This is a genomic window from Actinosynnema sp. NPDC037264, from assembly GCF_055603705.1.
On the sequence record NZ_JBVJVK010000001.1, the window covers coordinates 42,235 to 59,642 of the forward strand.

15 protein-coding genes are annotated in these 17,408 nt (G+C 72.8%); 8 read left to right on the forward strand and 7 right to left on the reverse strand.

From position 1 onward, the window contains the following. Positions 1-8: 8 nt before the first annotated feature. Positions 9-1,487 carry a cytochrome ubiquinol oxidase subunit I gene (locus ACZ7GX_RS00220; protein ID WP_498771138.1) on the reverse strand — a complete coding sequence of 493 codons (1,479 nt, stop codon included), beginning with the start codon at positions 1,485-1,487 and terminating at the stop codon, positions 9-11. Between the two features lie 442 nt (positions 1,488-1,929). Between ACZ7GX_RS00220 and ACZ7GX_RS00225 the strand changes: the two genes are divergently transcribed. Continuing rightward, a complete protein-coding gene (locus tag ACZ7GX_RS00225) occupies positions 1,930-2,529 on the forward strand; it encodes a TMEM165/GDT1 family protein (protein WP_498771140.1) in 600 nt (199 codons plus the stop codon). A gap of 366 nt (positions 2,530-2,895) precedes the next feature. Here the strand turns inward: ACZ7GX_RS00225 and ACZ7GX_RS00230 are convergent, their stop codons facing one another. The 4 genes from ACZ7GX_RS00230 to ACZ7GX_RS00245 are packed head-to-tail and all read right to left on the reverse strand — an operon-like array spanning position 2,896 to position 6,235. Next, the gene (locus ACZ7GX_RS00230) at positions 2,896-3,480 is read right to left on the reverse strand and encodes a Uma2 family endonuclease (RefSeq protein ID WP_498771142.1); all 585 of its coding nucleotides are present in this window, start codon (positions 3,478-3,480) and stop codon (positions 2,896-2,898) included. Positions 3,481-3,527: 47 nt separating this feature from the next. Continuing rightward, entirely contained in the window at positions 3,528-4,196 is a 669-nt protein-coding gene (locus tag ACZ7GX_RS00235) for an IclR family transcriptional regulator (protein WP_498771144.1), read from the reverse strand. A gap of 3 nt (positions 4,197-4,199) precedes the next feature. Then, positions 4,200-5,372, reverse strand: coding sequence for a fumarylacetoacetate hydrolase family protein (locus ACZ7GX_RS00240; protein WP_498771146.1), 1,173 nt, complete (start codon positions 5,370-5,372; stop codon positions 4,200-4,202). Further along, the gene (locus ACZ7GX_RS00245; RefSeq protein ID WP_498771148.1) at positions 5,369-6,235 is read right to left on the reverse strand and encodes a hypothetical protein; all 867 of its coding nucleotides are present in this window, start codon (positions 6,233-6,235) and stop codon (positions 5,369-5,371) included. The genes ACZ7GX_RS00240 and ACZ7GX_RS00245 overlap by 4 nt, the downstream gene beginning before the upstream one ends. Positions 6,236-6,304: 69 nt before the next feature. Between ACZ7GX_RS00245 and ACZ7GX_RS00250 the strand changes: the two genes are divergently transcribed. From ACZ7GX_RS00250 to ACZ7GX_RS00275, 6 genes are all read left to right on the forward strand, one after another. After that, on the forward strand, positions 6,305-7,483 hold the full coding sequence (locus tag ACZ7GX_RS00250) for a homogentisate 1,2-dioxygenase (protein ID WP_498771150.1): 1,179 nt from the start codon (positions 6,305-6,307) through the stop codon (positions 7,481-7,483). Positions 7,484-7,543: 60 nt separating this feature from the next. After that, positions 7,544-8,842: an SWIM zinc finger family protein gene (locus tag ACZ7GX_RS00255; RefSeq protein ID WP_498771152.1), complete on the forward strand. Its 1,299-nt coding sequence runs from the start codon at positions 7,544-7,546 to the stop codon at positions 8,840-8,842. Positions 8,843-9,137: 295 nt separating this feature from the next. Beyond that, positions 9,138-10,565: a DUF5691 domain-containing protein gene (locus tag ACZ7GX_RS00260; RefSeq protein WP_498771154.1), complete on the forward strand. Its 1,428-nt coding sequence runs from the start codon at positions 9,138-9,140 to the stop codon at positions 10,563-10,565. Next, positions 10,562-11,650: an ATP-binding protein gene (locus ACZ7GX_RS00265; protein ID WP_498771156.1), complete on the forward strand. Its 1,089-nt coding sequence runs from the start codon at positions 10,562-10,564 to the stop codon at positions 11,648-11,650. The genes ACZ7GX_RS00260 and ACZ7GX_RS00265 overlap by 4 nt, the downstream gene beginning before the upstream one ends. Then, on the forward strand, positions 11,650-13,887 hold the full coding sequence (locus ACZ7GX_RS00270) for a DUF5682 family protein (RefSeq protein ID WP_498771158.1): 2,238 nt from the start codon (positions 11,650-11,652) through the stop codon (positions 13,885-13,887). Before ACZ7GX_RS00265 ends, ACZ7GX_RS00270 begins: the two co-directional genes overlap by 1 nt. A gap of 296 nt (positions 13,888-14,183) precedes the next feature. Next, positions 14,184-15,374 (forward strand): VWA domain-containing protein, encoded by a 1,191-nt coding sequence (locus tag ACZ7GX_RS00275; RefSeq protein ID WP_498771160.1) that lies wholly within the window; start codon positions 14,184-14,186, stop codon positions 15,372-15,374. Positions 15,375-15,377: 3 nt separating this feature from the next. On the opposite strand, the gene ACZ7GX_RS00280 is transcribed toward ACZ7GX_RS00275, so the two are convergent. Together ACZ7GX_RS00280 and ACZ7GX_RS00285 are read right to left on the reverse strand one after the other, a co-directional pair. Next, the gene (locus ACZ7GX_RS00280; protein ID WP_498771162.1) at positions 15,378-15,842 is read right to left on the reverse strand and encodes a hypothetical protein; all 465 of its coding nucleotides are present in this window, start codon (positions 15,840-15,842) and stop codon (positions 15,378-15,380) included. A gap of 60 nt (positions 15,843-15,902) precedes the next feature. Beyond that, the gene (locus ACZ7GX_RS00285; RefSeq protein WP_498771164.1) at positions 15,903-16,376 is read right to left on the reverse strand and encodes a hypothetical protein; all 474 of its coding nucleotides are present in this window, start codon (positions 16,374-16,376) and stop codon (positions 15,903-15,905) included. Positions 16,377-16,637: 261 nt separating this feature from the next. Between ACZ7GX_RS00285 and ACZ7GX_RS00290 the strand changes: the two genes are divergently transcribed. After that, positions 16,638-17,396, forward strand: a complete 759-nt coding sequence (locus ACZ7GX_RS00290; RefSeq protein ID WP_498771166.1) for a DUF2470 domain-containing protein — start codon at positions 16,638-16,640, stop codon at positions 17,394-17,396. The last annotated feature ends 12 nt before the right edge of the window (positions 17,397-17,408 follow it).

Sequence of the window (17,408 nt, forward strand, 5' to 3'; positions counted from 1 at the left end):
TCCCCCTCTCAGTAAGCGAACGTCAGGACGTCGTCGTCACGCGATCCGGCGTCGTCATCCGGCTTTCGAGCCGGCAGCACGCCCGCGATCCCCGCGCGGACGTACCGCCGGATCAGGAACACCTCGACGCCCGCCAACACCCCGTAGACCAGCGTCAAGGCGACCAGCGACGTCAACACCTCCCCCGGTGTCGACGACGACACGGCCCGCGCGGTGAACATCCACACCCCGTCCACCCCGCTCGGGTTCGGCACCACCACGAACGGCTGCCGACCCATCTCGGTGAAGATCCAGCCGAAGCTGTTGGCCAGGAACGGCGTCGCGATGCTGCCCAGCGCCAGCCACTTGAACCACCGGCCGCGCGGCGTCCGACCACCGCGCGTCAGCCACAGGATCAGCAGCCCCGCGCCGACCGCGATGCCGCCGAAGCCGATCATCAGCCGGAAGCCCCAGTACGTGACCGGCAGGTTCGGCACGTAGTCGATCGGCTTGCCCGACAGCTCGCCGAGCTTCGGGTCGACCGGGTAGTTCGCGCCGTACTTCTCCTGGTACATCGGCACCAGGTCCTCGATGCCCTTCACCTCGGTGGTGAAGTCGTTGTGGGCCAGGAACGACAGCAGCGCGGGCACCGTGATGCTCTTGACGTTCTCGCAGTCGGGCCGCGACACGTCGCCGAGCGCGAACACCGAGAACGCGGCGGGCGACTCGGTGTGGCACAGCGCCTCGGCGGCGGCCATCTTCATCGGCTGCTGCTCGAACATCAGCTTGCCCTGCATGTCACCGGTGATCGCGAGCCCGGTGAACGCCGCGACGCCCACCCACGTGCCGAACTTGACCGACGCGCGCCACACCGGCCCGTCGTCGCTGCGCCGCCACAGGTGCCACGCCGCGACGCCGACCAGGAACGTCCCGGCGACGGCGAACGCGCCGAAGATCGTGTGCGGGAACGCGGCCAGCGTGGTGTTGTTGCCCAGCACCGCCCAGATCGACGTCAGCCGCGGCCGCCCGTCGACCAGCTCCACGCCGACGGGGTGCTGCATCCACGAGTTCGCGGCCAGGATGAAGTACGCCGAGGCGATCGTGGCCAGCGAGAACGCCCACACGCAGGCCAGGTGGACCTTCTTCGGCAGGCGGTCCCAGCCGAAGATCCACAGCCCGAGGAACGTCGACTCGACGAAGAACGCGACCAGGCCCTCCATCGCCAGCGGCGCGCCGAACACGTCGCCGACGAAGCGCGAGTAGGCGCTCCAGGTCATGCCGAACTGGAACTCCTGCACGATGCCGGTGACCACGCCCATGGCGAAGTTGATCAGCAGCAGCTTGCCCCAGAACTTGGTCATCGCCAGGTACTTGCGGTCACCCGTGCGCACCCACGCGGTCTGCATCCCCGCCACCAGCAGGGAGAGCCCGATGGTCAGCGGCACCATCAGGAAGTGGTAGACGGTGGTGATGCCGAACTGCCACCGTGCCAGGTCGAGGACGTCCACGGGTCGACCGTAGGTCCGGGCCGGGGGCCGGCCTCAGGTACGACGGTCCCCCGGGACCCGGGACCAAGGTCCTGTGTGCGAACTCCTGGTCTGCGGCCGGCCACCAGGTTGAGGTTCGACGCGAGCCGGCGACGTCCTCCCCGGGCCTGGCGTTCCTGCCATCGCCGTGATCGCGATCGAGCCGGACCAGCGGCGCGTGCGCACCGTCACGTCCGAGGTGGACGGCCGCACGGGGTAGTCTGGGTTCGCCAGAGGGGAGTAGTTCCCCCGGGTCACCACGACCGGGGCGAGAGGATCGACACACTGATCCGCCTGCGCGCGGATCCGGTCCCTCACCCGTTCTCCGGAACGGGCGAACGAGACCTCCGGCCGGGTAGCGCACCACGCCCGGTCGGGGTCGTGCTGCCTCCGTCCGGGTTCACATCGGACGTCGGAGGTTCCCGTGGCACCTGAACTCATCGCGGCGGCGACGGCTTTCGCCATCGTCTTCCTGGCCGAGCTGCCGGACAAGACCATGGTCGCCACCCTCGTGCTCACCACGCGGTACCGGGCGTGGCCGGTGTTCGTCGGCGTCACGGCGGCGTTCGCGATCCAGTGCGTGGTGGCCGCGACGTTCGGCGGCGTGCTCACCCTCCTGCCCGACCGGGTGGTCGCGGGCGTGGTCGCCGCGCTGTTCGGCGTGGGCGCGTTCCTGCTGCTCAAAGAGGGTTTCTCGAAGGACGGCGACGAGACCGGCGCGGCCGCGGACGGACCTGGTCGGGTGACGTTCCGGCGGGCCGCGCTCACGTCGTTCGGCGTGCTGTTCGCCGCCGAGTGGGGCGACGCCTCGCAGCTGGCGACCGCCGCCCTGTCCGCCCGCTACGCGAGCCCCGTGTTCGTCGGCCTCGGCGCGTTCCTGGCGCTGGTCACGGTCGCCGCCATCGCGGTCCTGGTGGGCCGCCGGATCGCCACCCGCATCCCGACGCACCTGATCCAGCGGGTCAGCGGCTTCGTGTTCGCCGCGTTCGCCCTGGTGGCCCTGTGGCAGGCGGTGGTGGGCTAAGCGGTCGCCTCGACGCCGCGGGTGAGCAGGTGGGCCTCGCGCATCCGGCCGTCCGGGGTGAACCGCCCGAAGAAGTGGACGTCGATGGCGAGCGGCTTGCCGAGGTTGACCACGTGCAGGGTGTACCCGGCGGCGATCCGGTCGCCGGGCGGCCGGCGCGGGTGATCCGGCGGGGCCGGGAGACGGGCGAGTTCGACGACAGGCTGCCGGTGGACTGCTGATCGCCGTCACGGTGAAGCTCGGCCACGCGGCGAGCGAGGAGGTCGAGGCCGGCCGAGCTGTCCGAGGAGGAGTCGGCGCACCCTCCGGACCACCCTCCTGCGCGTCCTCCGCGTCGGACCGCTGACCACCGGTCCGACCCGGGTGTCAGACCAGCCCGTCGAGCTTGAGCGTCACCGGGAACGGCACGGAGGTGGTGAATTCGCCTGTCACGTCGCCGGCGTCCTGGTACCCGAACTCGCCGGCGTGGTGGCAGGCCACCAACGAGACCGGCGGGTCGAGGTCGACGATCCAGTAGTGCGGAATACCCGCGTCCGCGTACTCCCCACGCTTGATCACCCGATCCATGCGCTTCGACCCGGGCGACACGATCTCGATCACCACCAGCACGTCGGACGCCTTGAGCAGTCCCCCGCTCCGGGTCGCCTCACGCGGCACGACGACCAGGTCGGGCCGCCGCGAGAATCCGGGATCGCCCGGCGGGACCAGTTCCAGGTCGACGTCGACGTCCTGGATCGCGACCAAGTCGCCGGGCACCTGGTCACGGAGCTGGACGAACAGCTCACCCGAAGCCATCATGTGGCGCGGACTCGGGCTCGGTGACGTCAAGGTGCGACCCTCTTGCAGCTCGGAGTAGCCGCGCTCGGTCTCCCCGAGCGCCGCGTATTCGGCGACCGTGAACAAGTGGACGTCCTCGGCCGAGTTCTCCATGTCCTCGGACAGAGCGATCACTTCGTTCCCCTCAGTCTCACTGAGAGTGTCCCAGAGGCTACTGTGCGTCAGCGCAACGCGTCAGCGACCTCCTGGGCCGCCCGCACCACGTGCGGCCCCACCACGTCACCGTCCAGCTTCTCCAGGGCCACCACGCCCACGCTGGCCCGCAATCCGGGCACGCCCCGCACCGGCGCCGCCACCCCGAACGCACCCGGCTGCAACTCGCCCGTCGAGTGGACCCACTGCCGCCCTTCCGGCGAAAGCCCGATGGCCTTGCCCGCCGCGCCCCGGTGCACGGGGTGGCGCGACCCGACCCGGTAGGCCACGTGGTACGCCGTCCACGACGGCTCCACCACGGCCACCGCCTGCGCCTCGCTCCCGTCGGCCACGGTCAGGTGCGCCGTCGCGCCCACCGTCTCCGCCAGCGTCCGCAGCGCGGGCTGCGCGGCCAGCCGCAACTGCGGCAGCACGTTCGACGCCAGCCGCAGCACGCCGAGCCCGAGCCGCACCTTCGACCCCTCCCGCCGCACCAGCCCACGCGACTGCAACGGCACCAGCAGCCGGTACACCGCCGCCCGCGACGCGCCGATGGCCGCCGCCAGCTCGCTGATCGACGGCGCCTCCGACTCGGCGTCGGCCACCGCCTGGAGCAGGGCCAGGCCCCGCTCCAGGGTCAGCGAGCTCTCCTTCGACGCGGGTGCCGGCAGCCGGCCGCGGGGATCGGGTCTGACCACGCTCTACCTCTCGTCGGCGGGGACGACCGTGCCGAGGACCTCGGCCAGCCCGACGACCGAACCGCCTTCACCCGGAGCCGTCGCGGTGATCCGCACCGTGTCGCCGTCCTCCAGGAACGTCCGCTCGCCGTCGTCGAGCACCACCGGCTCCTTCCCGCCCCAGCTCAGCTCCAGGAAGGAGCCGCGCTCGTCGCGGGCCGGGCCGGACACGGTGCCCGACGCGATCAGGTCGCCCGGCCGAACGGTAGCGCCGTTCACCGACAGGTGCGCGAGTTGTTGCGCGAAAGTCCACGACATCTCGCGGAACGGCGGCCTGGACACCACCGTGCCGTTCCACTCGACCTCCAGGTCGATGTCCAGGCCCCACGACCGGTCCTCGACCAGGTACGGCAGCAGGTCGTTGCCCAGCGGCGGCGGCGACACCCGGGCCACCGCGAACGCCTCCAGCGGCGTGATCCACGCCGAGACCGACGTGGCGAACGACTTGCCCAGGAACGGCCCGAGCGGCTGGTACTCCCACGCCTGTACGTCCCGCGCGGACCAGTCGTTGACCAGCACCACGCCGAACACGTGCTCGACCGCCTGCGACGGCGTCAGCCGCGAGGCGACCGGCCCGCCGCAGACGAACCCGACCTCGGCCTCGATGTCCAGCCGGCCCGTCGGCCCGAACACCGGGCCGGACGACGACCGCCGCTGCCCGTGCGGCCGGACGATCGGCGTGCCGGACACGACCACCGTCCCGGCCCGGCCGTGGTAGCCGACGGGCAGGTGCGTCCAGTTCGGCAGCAGGGCCTCGCCGTCGGGCCGGAAGATCCGGCCGACGTTCTCCGCGTGGTGGCGCGACGAGTAGAAGTCCACGTAGTCGGCCACGGTGAACGGCAGCACGGCGCCGTCCAGCCCGACCAGCTCCGCGCCGCGCGGCGCCGACGTGGCCGAGACGATCTCGACCAGCCGCGCCCGCAGTTCGCTCCACGTGGGCCGGCCGGCCGCCAGCAGGGCGTCCAGCGTGCCCGTGGCCACCAAGGGCTCCAGCCGCTCGCCCAGGGCCAGTCCCCGCAGCAACAACGCCTGGTCGCCCACCCGCACCGCGACACCGCCGGGCACCACGCCGTAGGGCAGCGTCTGCGGCCCGAACGGCTCGTCCGCGGTGAACGCGGGGTCCTCGATCCAGCTCACAGCAGACCCAGCTCCTCCAGGTCGGCGATCGGCTCGTCCAGCGAGCACGACCCGTAGGAGGCGAACACGCCCCGGACGGCGTGCGCGGCCTGGTCGGACAGCCCGTTGGCCTCTTCGCCCAGCGCGACCGCGTCCGTGCTGGACAACGCCTCGCGCACGTCGCCACCGGAGAGCGAACGCGCGGTTGCGACGAGCAGGTTGAGGAACCCGTGGTGGGTGAACCCGGTCTCGGCGTCCGTGTGCCGCACGGCGTGGTGCAGGCCGGCGGTCGCCTTGAAGGCCACGCCGCCGCTGCTCACCACGGCCAGGAAGTCGGCGACCTCGTCCACGCTCGGGAAGTTCTCCTTGCTGACCCCGCCGCAGCGCAGCTTCGGCCAGCTGCCGTGCTCGATGACGCGGCGCACGCCGTCCAGCCACTCGGCGCCGCCCCGCCGGGGCTCGACGACGCGGATGACGTCCTCGGGCACGAACTCGGAGACGCGTTCGAGCCACACCTCGTCCACGTCGGACGGGGCCGGCATCTCGACCATCCGCAGCGCCAAGAGCTCACTGCGGGACTCGACGATCGACACGGCCTTGGGCACACCTCCCAGACCCGTGTCGATGACCAGCGAGAGGGCGACCGGCTTCACCGGCTTGACCTTGATCAACTCGGTGATGAGCTCGGCCAGTCGCGAAGCGGGGCACAGGAAGAGGCCGACCGCACCGGCCCATTCCCCGGCACGTGCGTCGAGGTGGCCGCGGACCGCGTCGGGCATCGAGGCGTTGCCCGGCGGGAACAGTGCGGCGTCGTCGACAAGCCTCGCGAGCAGGGGCGGAGTGCCGCGTGGACCGGGCGCACGGAGTTCGAAGGCGCTTGACACGGCTGACACGCTAGTGGCGTACCGGTCAATGAACAAAGATGTCCGACTATCGAACGCCCGGAGTGAACCATGGCGTACTACCGCCAGGTGGGTGAGATCCCCCGAAAGCGCCACACCCAGTTCCGCACACCGGAGGGCGGGCTGTACGCGGAAGAGCTCATGGGGGTCGAGGGCTTCTCGGCCGATTCGGCGCTGCTCTACCACCGCCACCTGCCGACCGCGATCGTCGACGCGGTCACCGTCGAAGAGACGCGCGGCGCGTTGACGCCGAACCTCCCGCTCAAGCCGCGGCACTTCAAGACACCGGCGTTGACCTGGGAGTCCGCCGAGGTGGACGCGGTCACCGGCCGCCGCACGCTGTTCGGCAACGCCGACGTGGTCATCGGTTTCGTGACCGCCACCGCGCCCAGCCCGCTGTACCGCAACGCGGCCGGCGACGAGCTGCTGTACGTGCAGTCCGGCGAGGGGGTGGTGGAGACGATCTACGGCGCGCTGCCGGTCGCCGAGGGCGACTACGTGGTGCTGCCGACGTCGTGCACGTACCGCGTGGTGCCGTCGGAGCCTATGAACATCCTGGTGCTGGAGGCCACCGGACACATCGGACCGCCGAAGCGGTACCTGTCGGCCAAGGGCCAGTTCCTGGAGCACTCGCCGTACTGCGAGCGCGACATCCGCGGGCCGGCGGAGCCGTTGCTGGTCGAGGGCGAGGACGTGGAGGTGCTCGTGCGGCACCGCGCGGGCCTCACCCGGTTCACCTACGCCAATCACCCGTTCGACGTCGTCGGCTGGGACGGGTGCCTGTACCCGTGGGTGTTCAACATCCGCGACTTCGAGCCGATCACGGGCCGCGTGCACCAGCCGCCGCCGGTGCACCAGACGTTCGAGGGGCCGAACTTCGTGGTGTGCTCGTTCATGCCGCGCAAGGTCGACTACCACCCGTTGGCGATCCCGGTGCCGTACAACCACGCCAACGTGGACTCGGACGAGCTGATGTTCTACGTCGGCGGCAACTACGAGGCGCGCAAGGGCTCCGGCATCGGCATCGGCTCGCTGTCGCTGCACCCGTCCGGCTGCACGCACGGGCCGCAGCCGGGTGCCGTCGAGGCGTCGCTCGGGGTGGACTACTTCGACGAGACCGCGGTCATGGTCGACACCTTCCGGCCGCTCGACCTCGGCGAGGCCGCGGTGGCGTCCGAGGACCCCAAGTACGCCTGGTCCTGGGCACGTCGGGGTCCTGACCTGGATTGATCGACTTTCTGCCGTCGAGTGCCCCGATTCTGTCGGTGGGTGCCTCTAACGTCTGCCGGCATGGACGCACAAGCGCTTCTGGAGCAGGCCCCGGACGGCCAGGTGGCGAGCAGCGCCACCCGGCTGGCGGGGTTCTCCGGGTGGCAGGGGACGGGTCGCAGCGACACGGCCCTGTGGGGTCTGTGCAAGGGCAGCGGCAAGAACCCGTACCAGGTGTGCGTCGACCTGGGCGACCGGGCGACGAAGTGCTCGTGCCCGTCGCGGAAGTTCCCGTGCAAGCACGCGTTGGCGTTGCAGCTGCGGGACCTGCGCGAGCCGTTCCCGGTGGCGGAGACGCCCGACTGGGTGACGGAGTGGCTGAACCGCCGCAAGCGTGCCGCGGGTCCCGCCGGGTCGGGCTCGTCGGGCTCCTCCGCCTCCGACGAGTCGCCGGAGGCGGTCGAGCGGCGGGCCAAGGCCAAGGAGAAGACGGCCAGGGCCAGGGAGAACGCGGTGCGCGCCGGCGTCGCCGGGTTGACCGACTGGCTGGGCGACGTGGCCGGCGCGGGGTTGGCGGGGCTGCCCGCGCGTGACGCGGCGTGGTGGCACTCGATCCAGGCGCGGATGGTGGACGCGCAGGCCAAGGGGCTGGCGTCGGCGGTGGACGAGGTGCGCGGGATCGTGGCGGCGGGCGGGCCGCGGTGGGCGCACGACGCGGCGGACCGGTTGGGCGGGCTGCATTTGTTGGCGCGGCTGTCGTCCTCACCTGATCCAGTGATTCGCCGCCGGCTGGGGTTCTCCGTGACCGAGGAGGAGGTGCGCGCCGGTCCGGGTTGGACGGACCAGTGGGCGCCGTTGTTGAAGGTGGAGAGCGACGACGGCCTCGTGCGGACCGTGCGGCAGTGGGCGTGGGGTCGGGCGCACGGCTGGGTGGTGGCCGTGCGGCATGCCGGTGGCGGCGCCCGCCCCGTGCCGCCGTTGACGCACGGGGTGCAGGTGCAGGGGGTGCTGCACCCGTATCCCGGCGTCCCGCCGCACCGGGTGGCCGTGGGCGAGTTGCTGGTGGAGCAGCAACCGGACCCGGTGCCCGCGCCGGCGTCGTGGCGGGCCGCGCTGGCCGGGCTGGAGGAGCAGCTGAAAGCCGACCCTTGGCAACGCCTCCACCCGTTGGGCTGCGCGGCGGTCCGGGTCAGTGCGGACATCAGGCACTTGGTCGACGGCGAAGGCCGCGGCCTCCAGGTTCGCGGCGACCTTGCCTTGGACCAGGCGCTGGCGCTGACGGGCGGCGAGGAGTTCGACGCGTGGGGCCTGTGGAACGGCCGCGAACTGCGCCTGGGCGCCGTCGCCACGCCGGGCGGAGCACCGGAGGTAGTGGGATGATCACGCAGGCAGCACGGGCACTCCTCGAACACGATCGGGTGATCATCGCCCGAAAATGTACGGAAACACCGTTACCAACCCTCGGTTGCATACGAGGAACCGCGACCCCCCAACCCCACCCCCGACCGACCAGCCGCCCCCGTCCCACCGACCACCGTCCCACCGACCCCCGTCACGAAACCCTCCGACGCACCACCACCCCAGCCGAACCAGCCACCTCAGCCGAACCAGCCGACCCAGCCAAACCGGCCGACCCAGCGGACCCAGCGGACTGGATCTCGATCGGCGGCCGGCCATGACCCTCCAAGCCGAATGGGACGAGGCCGTCCAAGCGGCCCTGATCGGCGCCCACCGCGCGGGCACGACGCCGACCGCCCTGCTGGACCGCGTCGCCGCCCTGGGCCTGGCCGCACACGGCGCGCAGCTCCCGCCGCCCGTCGACACCCCGCCGCTGCCGGCCGCCCCGGCGTCCGACGACGTGCGCGCCCACCCGGCCGCGAGGTCCGTGCTGGTCCAGATCCTGGCCCTCGACGACCAGGTGCTGCTCACGGAGTGGTGCGGCATGGCCAAGACGGCACGCGTCGTCGCCGACCACCGCGAGCTGCCCGCGCTGCTCGGCCTGGGCACCGCGCACCCCGGCCTGCGCCCCGCCGTGTCCGCCGTCCTCGGCGCCCGCGGCCGGTGGCTGGCGGCCATCCGCCCGGCCTGGGCGTGGGCGGCGACCGGCGCGGTCGCGGAGGAGATCGACCTCGAACAGGCCCTCGACCTGCCCGGCACGTCCCGCCTCGCCGCCCTGCGCCGCGCCCGCCACCAGGACCCGGCGGGCACGCGCGCGTTCCTGGCCGCGCAATTCGAGGTCCAACGCCGCGCCACCGACCGCCAGGTGCTGATCAGCGCCCTGGAGGCGAACCTCGGGCCGGACGACGAACCGCTCCTCGAACGCGCGCTGGACGATCGCGCGATCGGCGTGCACGACGAGGCGTTGCGGCTGCTGCGCACCCTGCCCGCGTCCGACCTGGCCGAACGCGCCGCCGAACGCCTGCACCGCGGCCTGTGGCTGACCGCGGACGGCTTCGACGTGCAGACCGACGAGCTGTGGGCCGAGACGTCCCCCGAGCCGGACGAGGCCCGTGACCTGCTGAAAGACGGTTCCGAGGCGGGGGTCGCGGGTCGGCTGCGCGGCGCGGCGGCGAGCGTGCCGCCACAGCACTGGACCGGCCGGCTGAACACCGACGACGAGGGCGCCGCCGCCGAACTCGCCCGCGGCCCGTGGGCGAGTTCGCTGCTGCGCGGCGTGGCGCAGAACCTCAAGCTCGCCGACGACGCCCGGCCGTGGGCGGTCGCGGCGACCCGGTCGCTGACCGGCATGGAGCAGCTGGAGATGCTCGGCGGCCTGCCCGCCGAGCTGGCCGCGCGCACCGTCGTCGAGGTGTCGCGGCAGTGGAACTACGACCTGCTCGACCACGCGTGCTCGCAGTTGCCCGGGCCGTGGAGCGCGCAGGCCACCGCGGACCTGCTCGACCGCTACGCCGGGATGCGCGACCCGAGGTGGCGCGCCGGCCGGCCGCCCGCGGTGCTGCTGGCCAGGGGTGACGCCGAGGTGCTCGGCGCGAACTGGGCCCGCATCACCGAGCGCTGGCCCGAGCACACCGTCGAACTCGACGTCCTGCGCCTGCGCATGCAGCTGCGCGAGGCGTTCAACCACCGGGAGGAAAGCCAGTGACCACCGAATCCGTGCTGCGGCCCGCCGCGGAACAGCAGTACGCCGCCGAGCTCGCGGCCTTGGCGGCGGCGGACGACCGGCCCCGCCCGCCGCAGTGGCGGATGTCGCCGCAGGCGGTGGTCACCTACGTGCTCGGCGGCACGCTCGCGGACGGCACCGTGATCACCCCGAAGTACGTCGGCGACCGGCGGCTGGTCGAGATCGCCGTCGGCACGCTGGTCACCGACCGGGCGTTGCTGCTGGTCGGCGTGCCGGGCACGGCGAAGTCGTGGCTGTCGGAGCACATCGCGGCGGCGGTGAGCGGCAACTCGACGCTGGTCGTGCAGGGCACCGCGGGCACGGGCGAGGACCAGGTCCGCTACGGCTGGAACTACGCGCGGCTGATCGCCGAGGGGCCGTCCGAGGCGGCGGTGGTGGCGAGCCCGGTGATGACGGGGATGCGCGAGGGCGCGGTCGTCCGGGTCGAGGAGCTGACCCGGATGCCCGCCGAGGTGCAGGACTCGTTCATCACGATCCTGTCCGAGAAGACGCTGCCGATCCCGGAGCTGGGCGTGCAGGTGCAGGCCGTGCCGGGGTTCACCGTGATCGCCACCGCGAACGACCGCGACCGCGGCGTGAACCAGATGTCGTCGGCGCTCGCCCGCCGCTTCAACACCGTCGTGCTGCCGCCGCCCGCGACCGAGGACGACGAGGTGGAGATCGTGTCGGCGCGGGCCGCCCAGCTCGGCCGGGCGTTGCGGCTGCCCGCCGAGCCGCCGGCGTTGGAGGAGGTGCGCCGGGTGGTGCGGATCTTCCGCGAGCTGCGCAACGGGTCCACTGTGGACGGACGCACGCAGCTGAAGAAGCCGAGCGGCAGCCTGTCCACGGCCGAGGCGATCTCGGTGGTGACCAGCGGCATGGCGTTGGCCGGGCACTTCGGCGACGGCACGATCACCGCCGACGAGCTGGCGTCCGGCCTGCTCGGCGCGGTGGTGAAGGACCGCGTGTCGGACACGGCGGCGTGGCAGGAGTACCTGGAGGCGGTGGTGAAGGAGCGCGCCGAGTGGCGTGACCTGTACCGGGCGTGCCAGGACACGGTGGGCTGATGGCGCGCGACCAGCCCTTGCCGGAACGGGTGACGCTGCTCGGTATCCGGCATCACGGTCCGGGTTCGGCGCGCATGGTCGCGGCGGCGTTGGCGGCCGTGCGGCCGGAGGTGGTCCTGATCGAGGGACCACCGGAGGGTGACGCCCTGTTGCCGCACGTGCCGAACCTGACCCCGCCGGTGGCGTTGCTGCTGCACGACGAGGCGGAGCCGGCGCGGGCCGCGTTCTGGCCGTTCGCCGAGTTCTCGCCGGAGTGGCGGGCGATGACGTGGGCGCAGGCCAACGGCGTCCCGGTGCGGTTCTTCGACCTGCCGGCCGCCGCCTCCCTGTCCGACCCCGACACGCCCGAGACATCCGAAACTCCCGACACCCCCGACACCTCTGACTCCCCCGAGAACGCACCGAAGGCGGCGCTCGACCCGCTCGGCACGCTGGCCGAGGCGGCGGGTTTCGACGACCCCGAACGCTGGTGGGAGGACGTGGTCGAGCACCACACCGACCCGCGTGACCTGGCCGAGGCGGTCGCGGAGGCGATGGGCGCGCTGCGGGAGGAGTTCGCCGACCAGGTGGACGTCCGCACGTTGCGCCGGGAAGCCGCGATGCGGCAGAACGTCCGGCAGGCGTTGAAGGACGTCGAGGGCCCGATCGCGGTGGTGGCCGGCGCGTGGCACGTGCCCGCGCTGCGCACCCTGCCGCCCGCGTCGGTCGACGCCGCGGCGCTGAAGGGCTTGCCGCGCAAGAAGATCTCGGGCACGTGGGTGCCGTGGAGCCACGGTCGGCTGGCGGCGTCGTCCGGTTACGGCGCGGGTGTCGCTTCGCCGGGTTGGTACGCGCACTTGTGGGAGTGCGCCGAACGCGGCGACGCCGTGCCGCGGTGGTTCGCGAAGGCGTGCGCGGTGTTGCGGGCCGAGGACTTGCCCGCGTCGACGGCGAGCGCGGTGGAGGCGGTGCGGCTGGCGGACGCGTTGGCGGCGATGCGCGGGCGGCCGTCGCCGGGGCTTTCGGAGGTGATGGAGGCGTCGCTGGCGGTGTTGTGCGGCGGTGACGCGACCCCGCTCCGCTTGGTGCACGAGCAGTTGGTGGTCGGTGAGCGGTTGGGCGTGGTGGGCGACGACGTCCCGACGTCACCGCTGGCCGCGGACCTGGCGCGGTGGCAACGCCGGCTGCGGATGCCGGCCAGTGCGGCGATCAAGCCGATGCGCTTCGACCTGCGCAAGGACACCGATCGCGAACGCTCGAAGTTGTTGCGGCGCTTGGAAGTCCTCGACGTCCCGTGGGGCACGCCGGACACGACCCGGACCCTGGGCACGTTCGCCGAGGCCTGGCAGCTGCACTGGCGGCCGGAGTTCGCGGTCGCGCTGGCCGTCGCCGCGCGGCACGGCACGACGGTCGAATCCGCCGCCCGGACCGTGCTGATCGCCCGTGCCGCGGCGGCCACCCGGGTGGTCGACGCCGCCGAAGCGCTGAGCCAGGCCGTGGGGTGCGAGATCCCGGAGGCCGTCGCCGCGTCCCGCCAAGCCCTGGACCGCTGCGCCGCCGCCGCGACCGACGCACTGGAACTCCTGTCCGCCCTGCCGGACCTGGCGACGACCGTCCGCTACGGCTCGGTGCGCGGCACGGACCCGGAACTGCTTCGCGTTGCGCTGCACGGATTGCTGGCCCGCGGCGCGGTCGGCCTGCCGCTCGCGTGCCGGGGCGTGGACGAGGACACGGCGGAACGGGCGGTCAAGGCGGTCGAGGGCGCGGACGACGCGGTGCGCCTGGCCGCCGACGACGAGCACCGCGACACGTGGCAGCGCGCGCTGAAATCGCTGGTCGCGATGCCCGACGCGCACGGCCTGCCGACCGGCCGGGCGACGCGCCTGCTGTGGGAAACGGGCGCCCTGGACTCCGACGAAGTCGCCACCCGCCTGCACCGCGCGGTCTCGCTGGCGGCCGGCGCGACCGCGTTCGTGGCGGGCTTCCTGCGTGGGTCGGCCGCCCTGCTCACCGCCGATCCACGCCTGTTCGGCGTCGTGGACGAGTGGCTGACCGGCCTGTCCGGCGCGGATTTCGCCGCCGCGCTGCCGCTCCTGCGCCGCGCGGTGGGTGATTTCAGCCCGGCCGAGCGCCGGATGCTCGGCGACCGGGTCAAGGGCACGGTGGCGGGCGGTGCGATGGCGGCGGGCGACTGGGACGAAGAGCTCGCGGCACGTCTTGCCGGCCACGTGCGCGATCTGCTGGGTGCGGGCGCGTGACGCGCGTGGCCACGCGGCAGAGGCAGGGGCAGGAGGTGGCGGGCGGAGTGCGGGGTGAGGCGGGCGGGGTGCGGGGTGAGGCGGCCCGGTTCGGGAGGCGGTGGGTCGGGAGGCGGTGGGTCGGGAGGCGGTGGGTCGGGGTCGTGGGGTGGGTGGGGCCAGGGGTCCGGGGGGTTGGGATGGGTGGTGGTTGTCGGGGCTCCTCATGTTTTAACCGAGGGGCGGTAACAGTGTTTCCGTACATTTTCGGGCGATGATCACCCGATGGTGTGACTGAGGGCCCTGGGGTGGCCGGGATGGCAGGTGGGCGCGTGACGCAGGATATCGCGGTTGAGCGGCAGCGGCGGTGGAGGTTGTTGTTGGGTGGGGCGGCCGGGGATCTCGGTGCGCTCGGCGACGACGACCAGCGGCGGGATTCCGCGTTGACCGGGTTGTACGGCGGTGGTGGGGACGCGGTGGACGCCGGTGGCAAGCGCGGTGCCGGGTTGGGTGGGTCGTCGCCCGTCCTGCACCGGTGGTTGGGCGATGTCCGCACGTACTTCCCCAGCTCGGTCGTCCAGGTGATGCAGAAGGACGCCGTGGAACGCCTGGGCCTGCGCCAACTGCTCCTCGAACCGGAACTGCTCTCCAGCGTCGAGCCGGACGTGAGCCTGGTCGGCACGCTGGTCTCGCTCTCCCGCGCCATCCCCGAACGCACCCGCGAGACCGCCCGCGCCGTGGTGCGCAAGGTGGTCGAGGACATCGAGCGCAAGCTCGCCGACCGCCTCCTGGCCGCCGTGCACGGCGCGATCGACCGGTCCCGCCGCACCAGCCGCCCGCGGCTGTCCGATGTGGACTGGAATCGCACGATCCGCAAGAACCTGCGCCACTACCAGCCCGACCAGCGCACGGTGATCGTGCAGGACCTGGTCGGCAACAGCAGGCGCAGCCGCCAGGCCTCGCTGCGGGACGTGGTCCTGCTGGTCGACCAGTCCGGCTCGATGGCCGAGTCGGTCGTCTACTCCGCCGTGCTCGGCGCCTCGCTGGCCTCGTTGAAGGCCGTCGACACGAAGCTGGTCGTGTTCGACACCGAGGTGGTGGACCTGACCGAGCAGCTCAAGGACCCGGTGGACCTGCTGTTCTCCACCCAACTGGGTGGCGGCACGGACATCAACCGCGCCGTCGCCTACGGCCAGTCGCTGGTCCGCCGCCCGACGGACACCGTCATGGTGCTGATCAGCGACCTGTACGAGGGCGGTGTGGCGCGGGAGTTGCAGCGGCGCGTGCGGGAGTTGGTGCAGAGCGGGGTGACGGTGGTGGTGCTGCTCGCGTTGTCCGACGGCGGCACGCCCGCCTACGACCACGAGCTGGCCGCGAAGCTGTCCGAGCTGGGCGCGCCGGCGTTCGCGTGCACCCCGGACCGGTTCCCGGACCTGCTGGCCACGGCCCTGCGCCGCGAGGACGTCGCCGCGTGGGCCGAGCAGAGCGGGATCCCGGTGGGCCGGTGAGCCTCAGCGGATGACGATCCGGCCGAGCGTCGTGAACGGCGCGCCCCTGGTCAGCACGGCGGTCCGGCCGCGCGGGTCGGGTCCGGCCAGCCACACCCGGCCGCCGCGGCGGATGTTCTCGCGGACGCGTTCGGGGATCTCGGCCAGCCGCAGGAACGTCCGGTCGGAGCCCGCCGTCTCCAGGTACGTCTGCCGCCCGACGCGGGTGCGCCCCGGCACGAAGTGCACCGAGACGGCGTGCCGGGGGTAGGTGTCGAGCAGCCGCCGCAGGGCGCGCCGCGAGAAGAAGTGCCGCAGCCCGGGCACGGCGAGCTCCACGCACAGCGGTGTGAGCACGAACACCCAGCGCGACCCGGCCCACTCCGAGACGACCCACAGCGTCAGGAAGGCGAACACCGCCAGCCCGAGGAACCCGACCGCGCGGCGATCCGCACTGGTCAGGCACTTGTCCACCCAAGCCTCGCCCACCACCGCTCCCAGCAAACCAGAAGTCCCCCCGGTGGGTAACCGAATAGATGATCAGCAAACTCACCGGCGGACGACCTTCGCCGGGAACAGCTTCGGCACGCCGCGGAACGTGACCACGGTGTTCCCGGCGCGGTCGGGGGCGACGACCCACGCGCGCCGGTGCCGGTTGATCCGCCCGCGGGCGAGGGGTCCGGCGCTGACGTCCAGCACGAGCGGCCGCGGTCCGTGCACGACGAGCAGCCCGCCGCGCCAGTGGATGCGCACGTAGACCCACGCGTGCTCGCCGAGGACCTCGGGCAGCACCTGCCGCCGCGTCAGCCCGAACCCGAGGACGAGCACGGAGAACAGCAGCAGCACGAGCGGCAGGGCGGACGACACGGTGAACACGAAGATCAGCGCGAGCTGGAGCACGAACGCGAGCGCGCCGACCACGACCCAGCCGAACGCCCGCCGGCCCGCGATCTCCATGCAGTACCGGGTCCACCGGTCGTCGAGGGCCGCTCCCCGGGTGGACGGCTTGTTCGGCACGACCACGAGCCACCTCCGCCAGGCGTGCCAAGGTTACGACGAACGCGCGGCCCGCCGAATCGGCCAACCGGACCGAACCGCGGACCCGACCGGGGGCGACCGGGGCGATCCGCGGCGCTCTTCCCGCGCGCCTGGTCGGCACGGCCGCGGCGGACCCCCTAACCTGCCTGGACGACTCCGGCCCGGCGGAGCGCCGGTAAGCCGGTCGTGGGACTACCGCCGCGGGGCCCCATCAAGTTAGGCTGCCCTAAGTTGGGAGGTGAGCGGGTGAACGAGACACGTCGTCCGCCGGCGCCGCATCCGGCGGAGCGGGCCCGCACGATCGCCGCCCGTGGTGGGCGCGCGGCCCTGCTGCCCTCCGGCGGCACGGAGAACCGGATCACCCCGGTGCTGCACCACGTCCACGCGGACGGTGACGCGACGATCGTGCTGCCCGACGGGCACCCGCTGGTCGAGGCCGCGCGCGGGACCGAGGTGACCGCGATGCTGGAGCTCGCCGACCAGGCGCCCGTGCAGCTGCGCGAGCCGGTCCGGGGGCTGCTGTGGATCACCGGTTGGCTGCGCACGCTCACGCCGGGGGAGGCGCGCGAGGCGAGCCTCCAGGTCGCGGAGGCGCGGCCGGACCCTCGGCTGCTCGACGTCGGGCACGGCGCGTCGGCGCTGCGGCTCTCGCCCGCGTCGCTGGTGGTGGCCGACGCGGAGGGCACCACGTCGTTGCGGCCGGAGCTGTTCGCGCAGGCGGAGCCGGACCCGTTCGCCGCGCACGAGGACCACTGGCTGCGCCACCTGGAGCTGTCGCACCGGGACGTGGTGGGCCTGCTCTCCCAGCACCTGCCGGAGGAGCTGAGGGGCGGTCACGTGCGCCCGCTCGGCCTGGACCGCTTCGGCCTGCGGCTGCGGGTGGAGATGGCGGACTCCGACCACGACGTGCGGATCGCGTTCTCCCGCCCGGTGGGCACGGCGCAGGAGCTGGCCGCGGAGCTGCGTCGCCTGATGGGCTGCCCTTTCCTGGCCCAACGCCGGTGACGCCCGCGCGGT

Coding starts and splice junctions, on each gene's coding strand:
- ACZ7GX_RS00250 (WP_498771150.1), top strand. CDS start 6,305: ATGGCGTACTACCGCCAGGTGGGTGAGATCCCCCGAAAGCGCCACACC.
- ACZ7GX_RS00255 (WP_498771152.1), top strand. CDS start 7,544: ATGGACGCACAAGCGCTTCTGGAGCAGGCCCCGGACGGCCAGGTGGCG.
- ACZ7GX_RS00260 (WP_498771154.1), top strand. CDS start 9,138: ATGACCCTCCAAGCCGAATGGGACGAGGCCGTCCAAGCGGCCCTGATC.
- ACZ7GX_RS00270 (WP_498771158.1), top strand. CDS start 11,650: ATGGCGCGCGACCAGCCCTTGCCGGAACGGGTGACGCTGCTCGGTATC.
- ACZ7GX_RS00275 (WP_498771160.1), top strand. CDS start 14,184: ATGGCAGGTGGGCGCGTGACGCAGGATATCGCGGTTGAGCGGCAGCGG.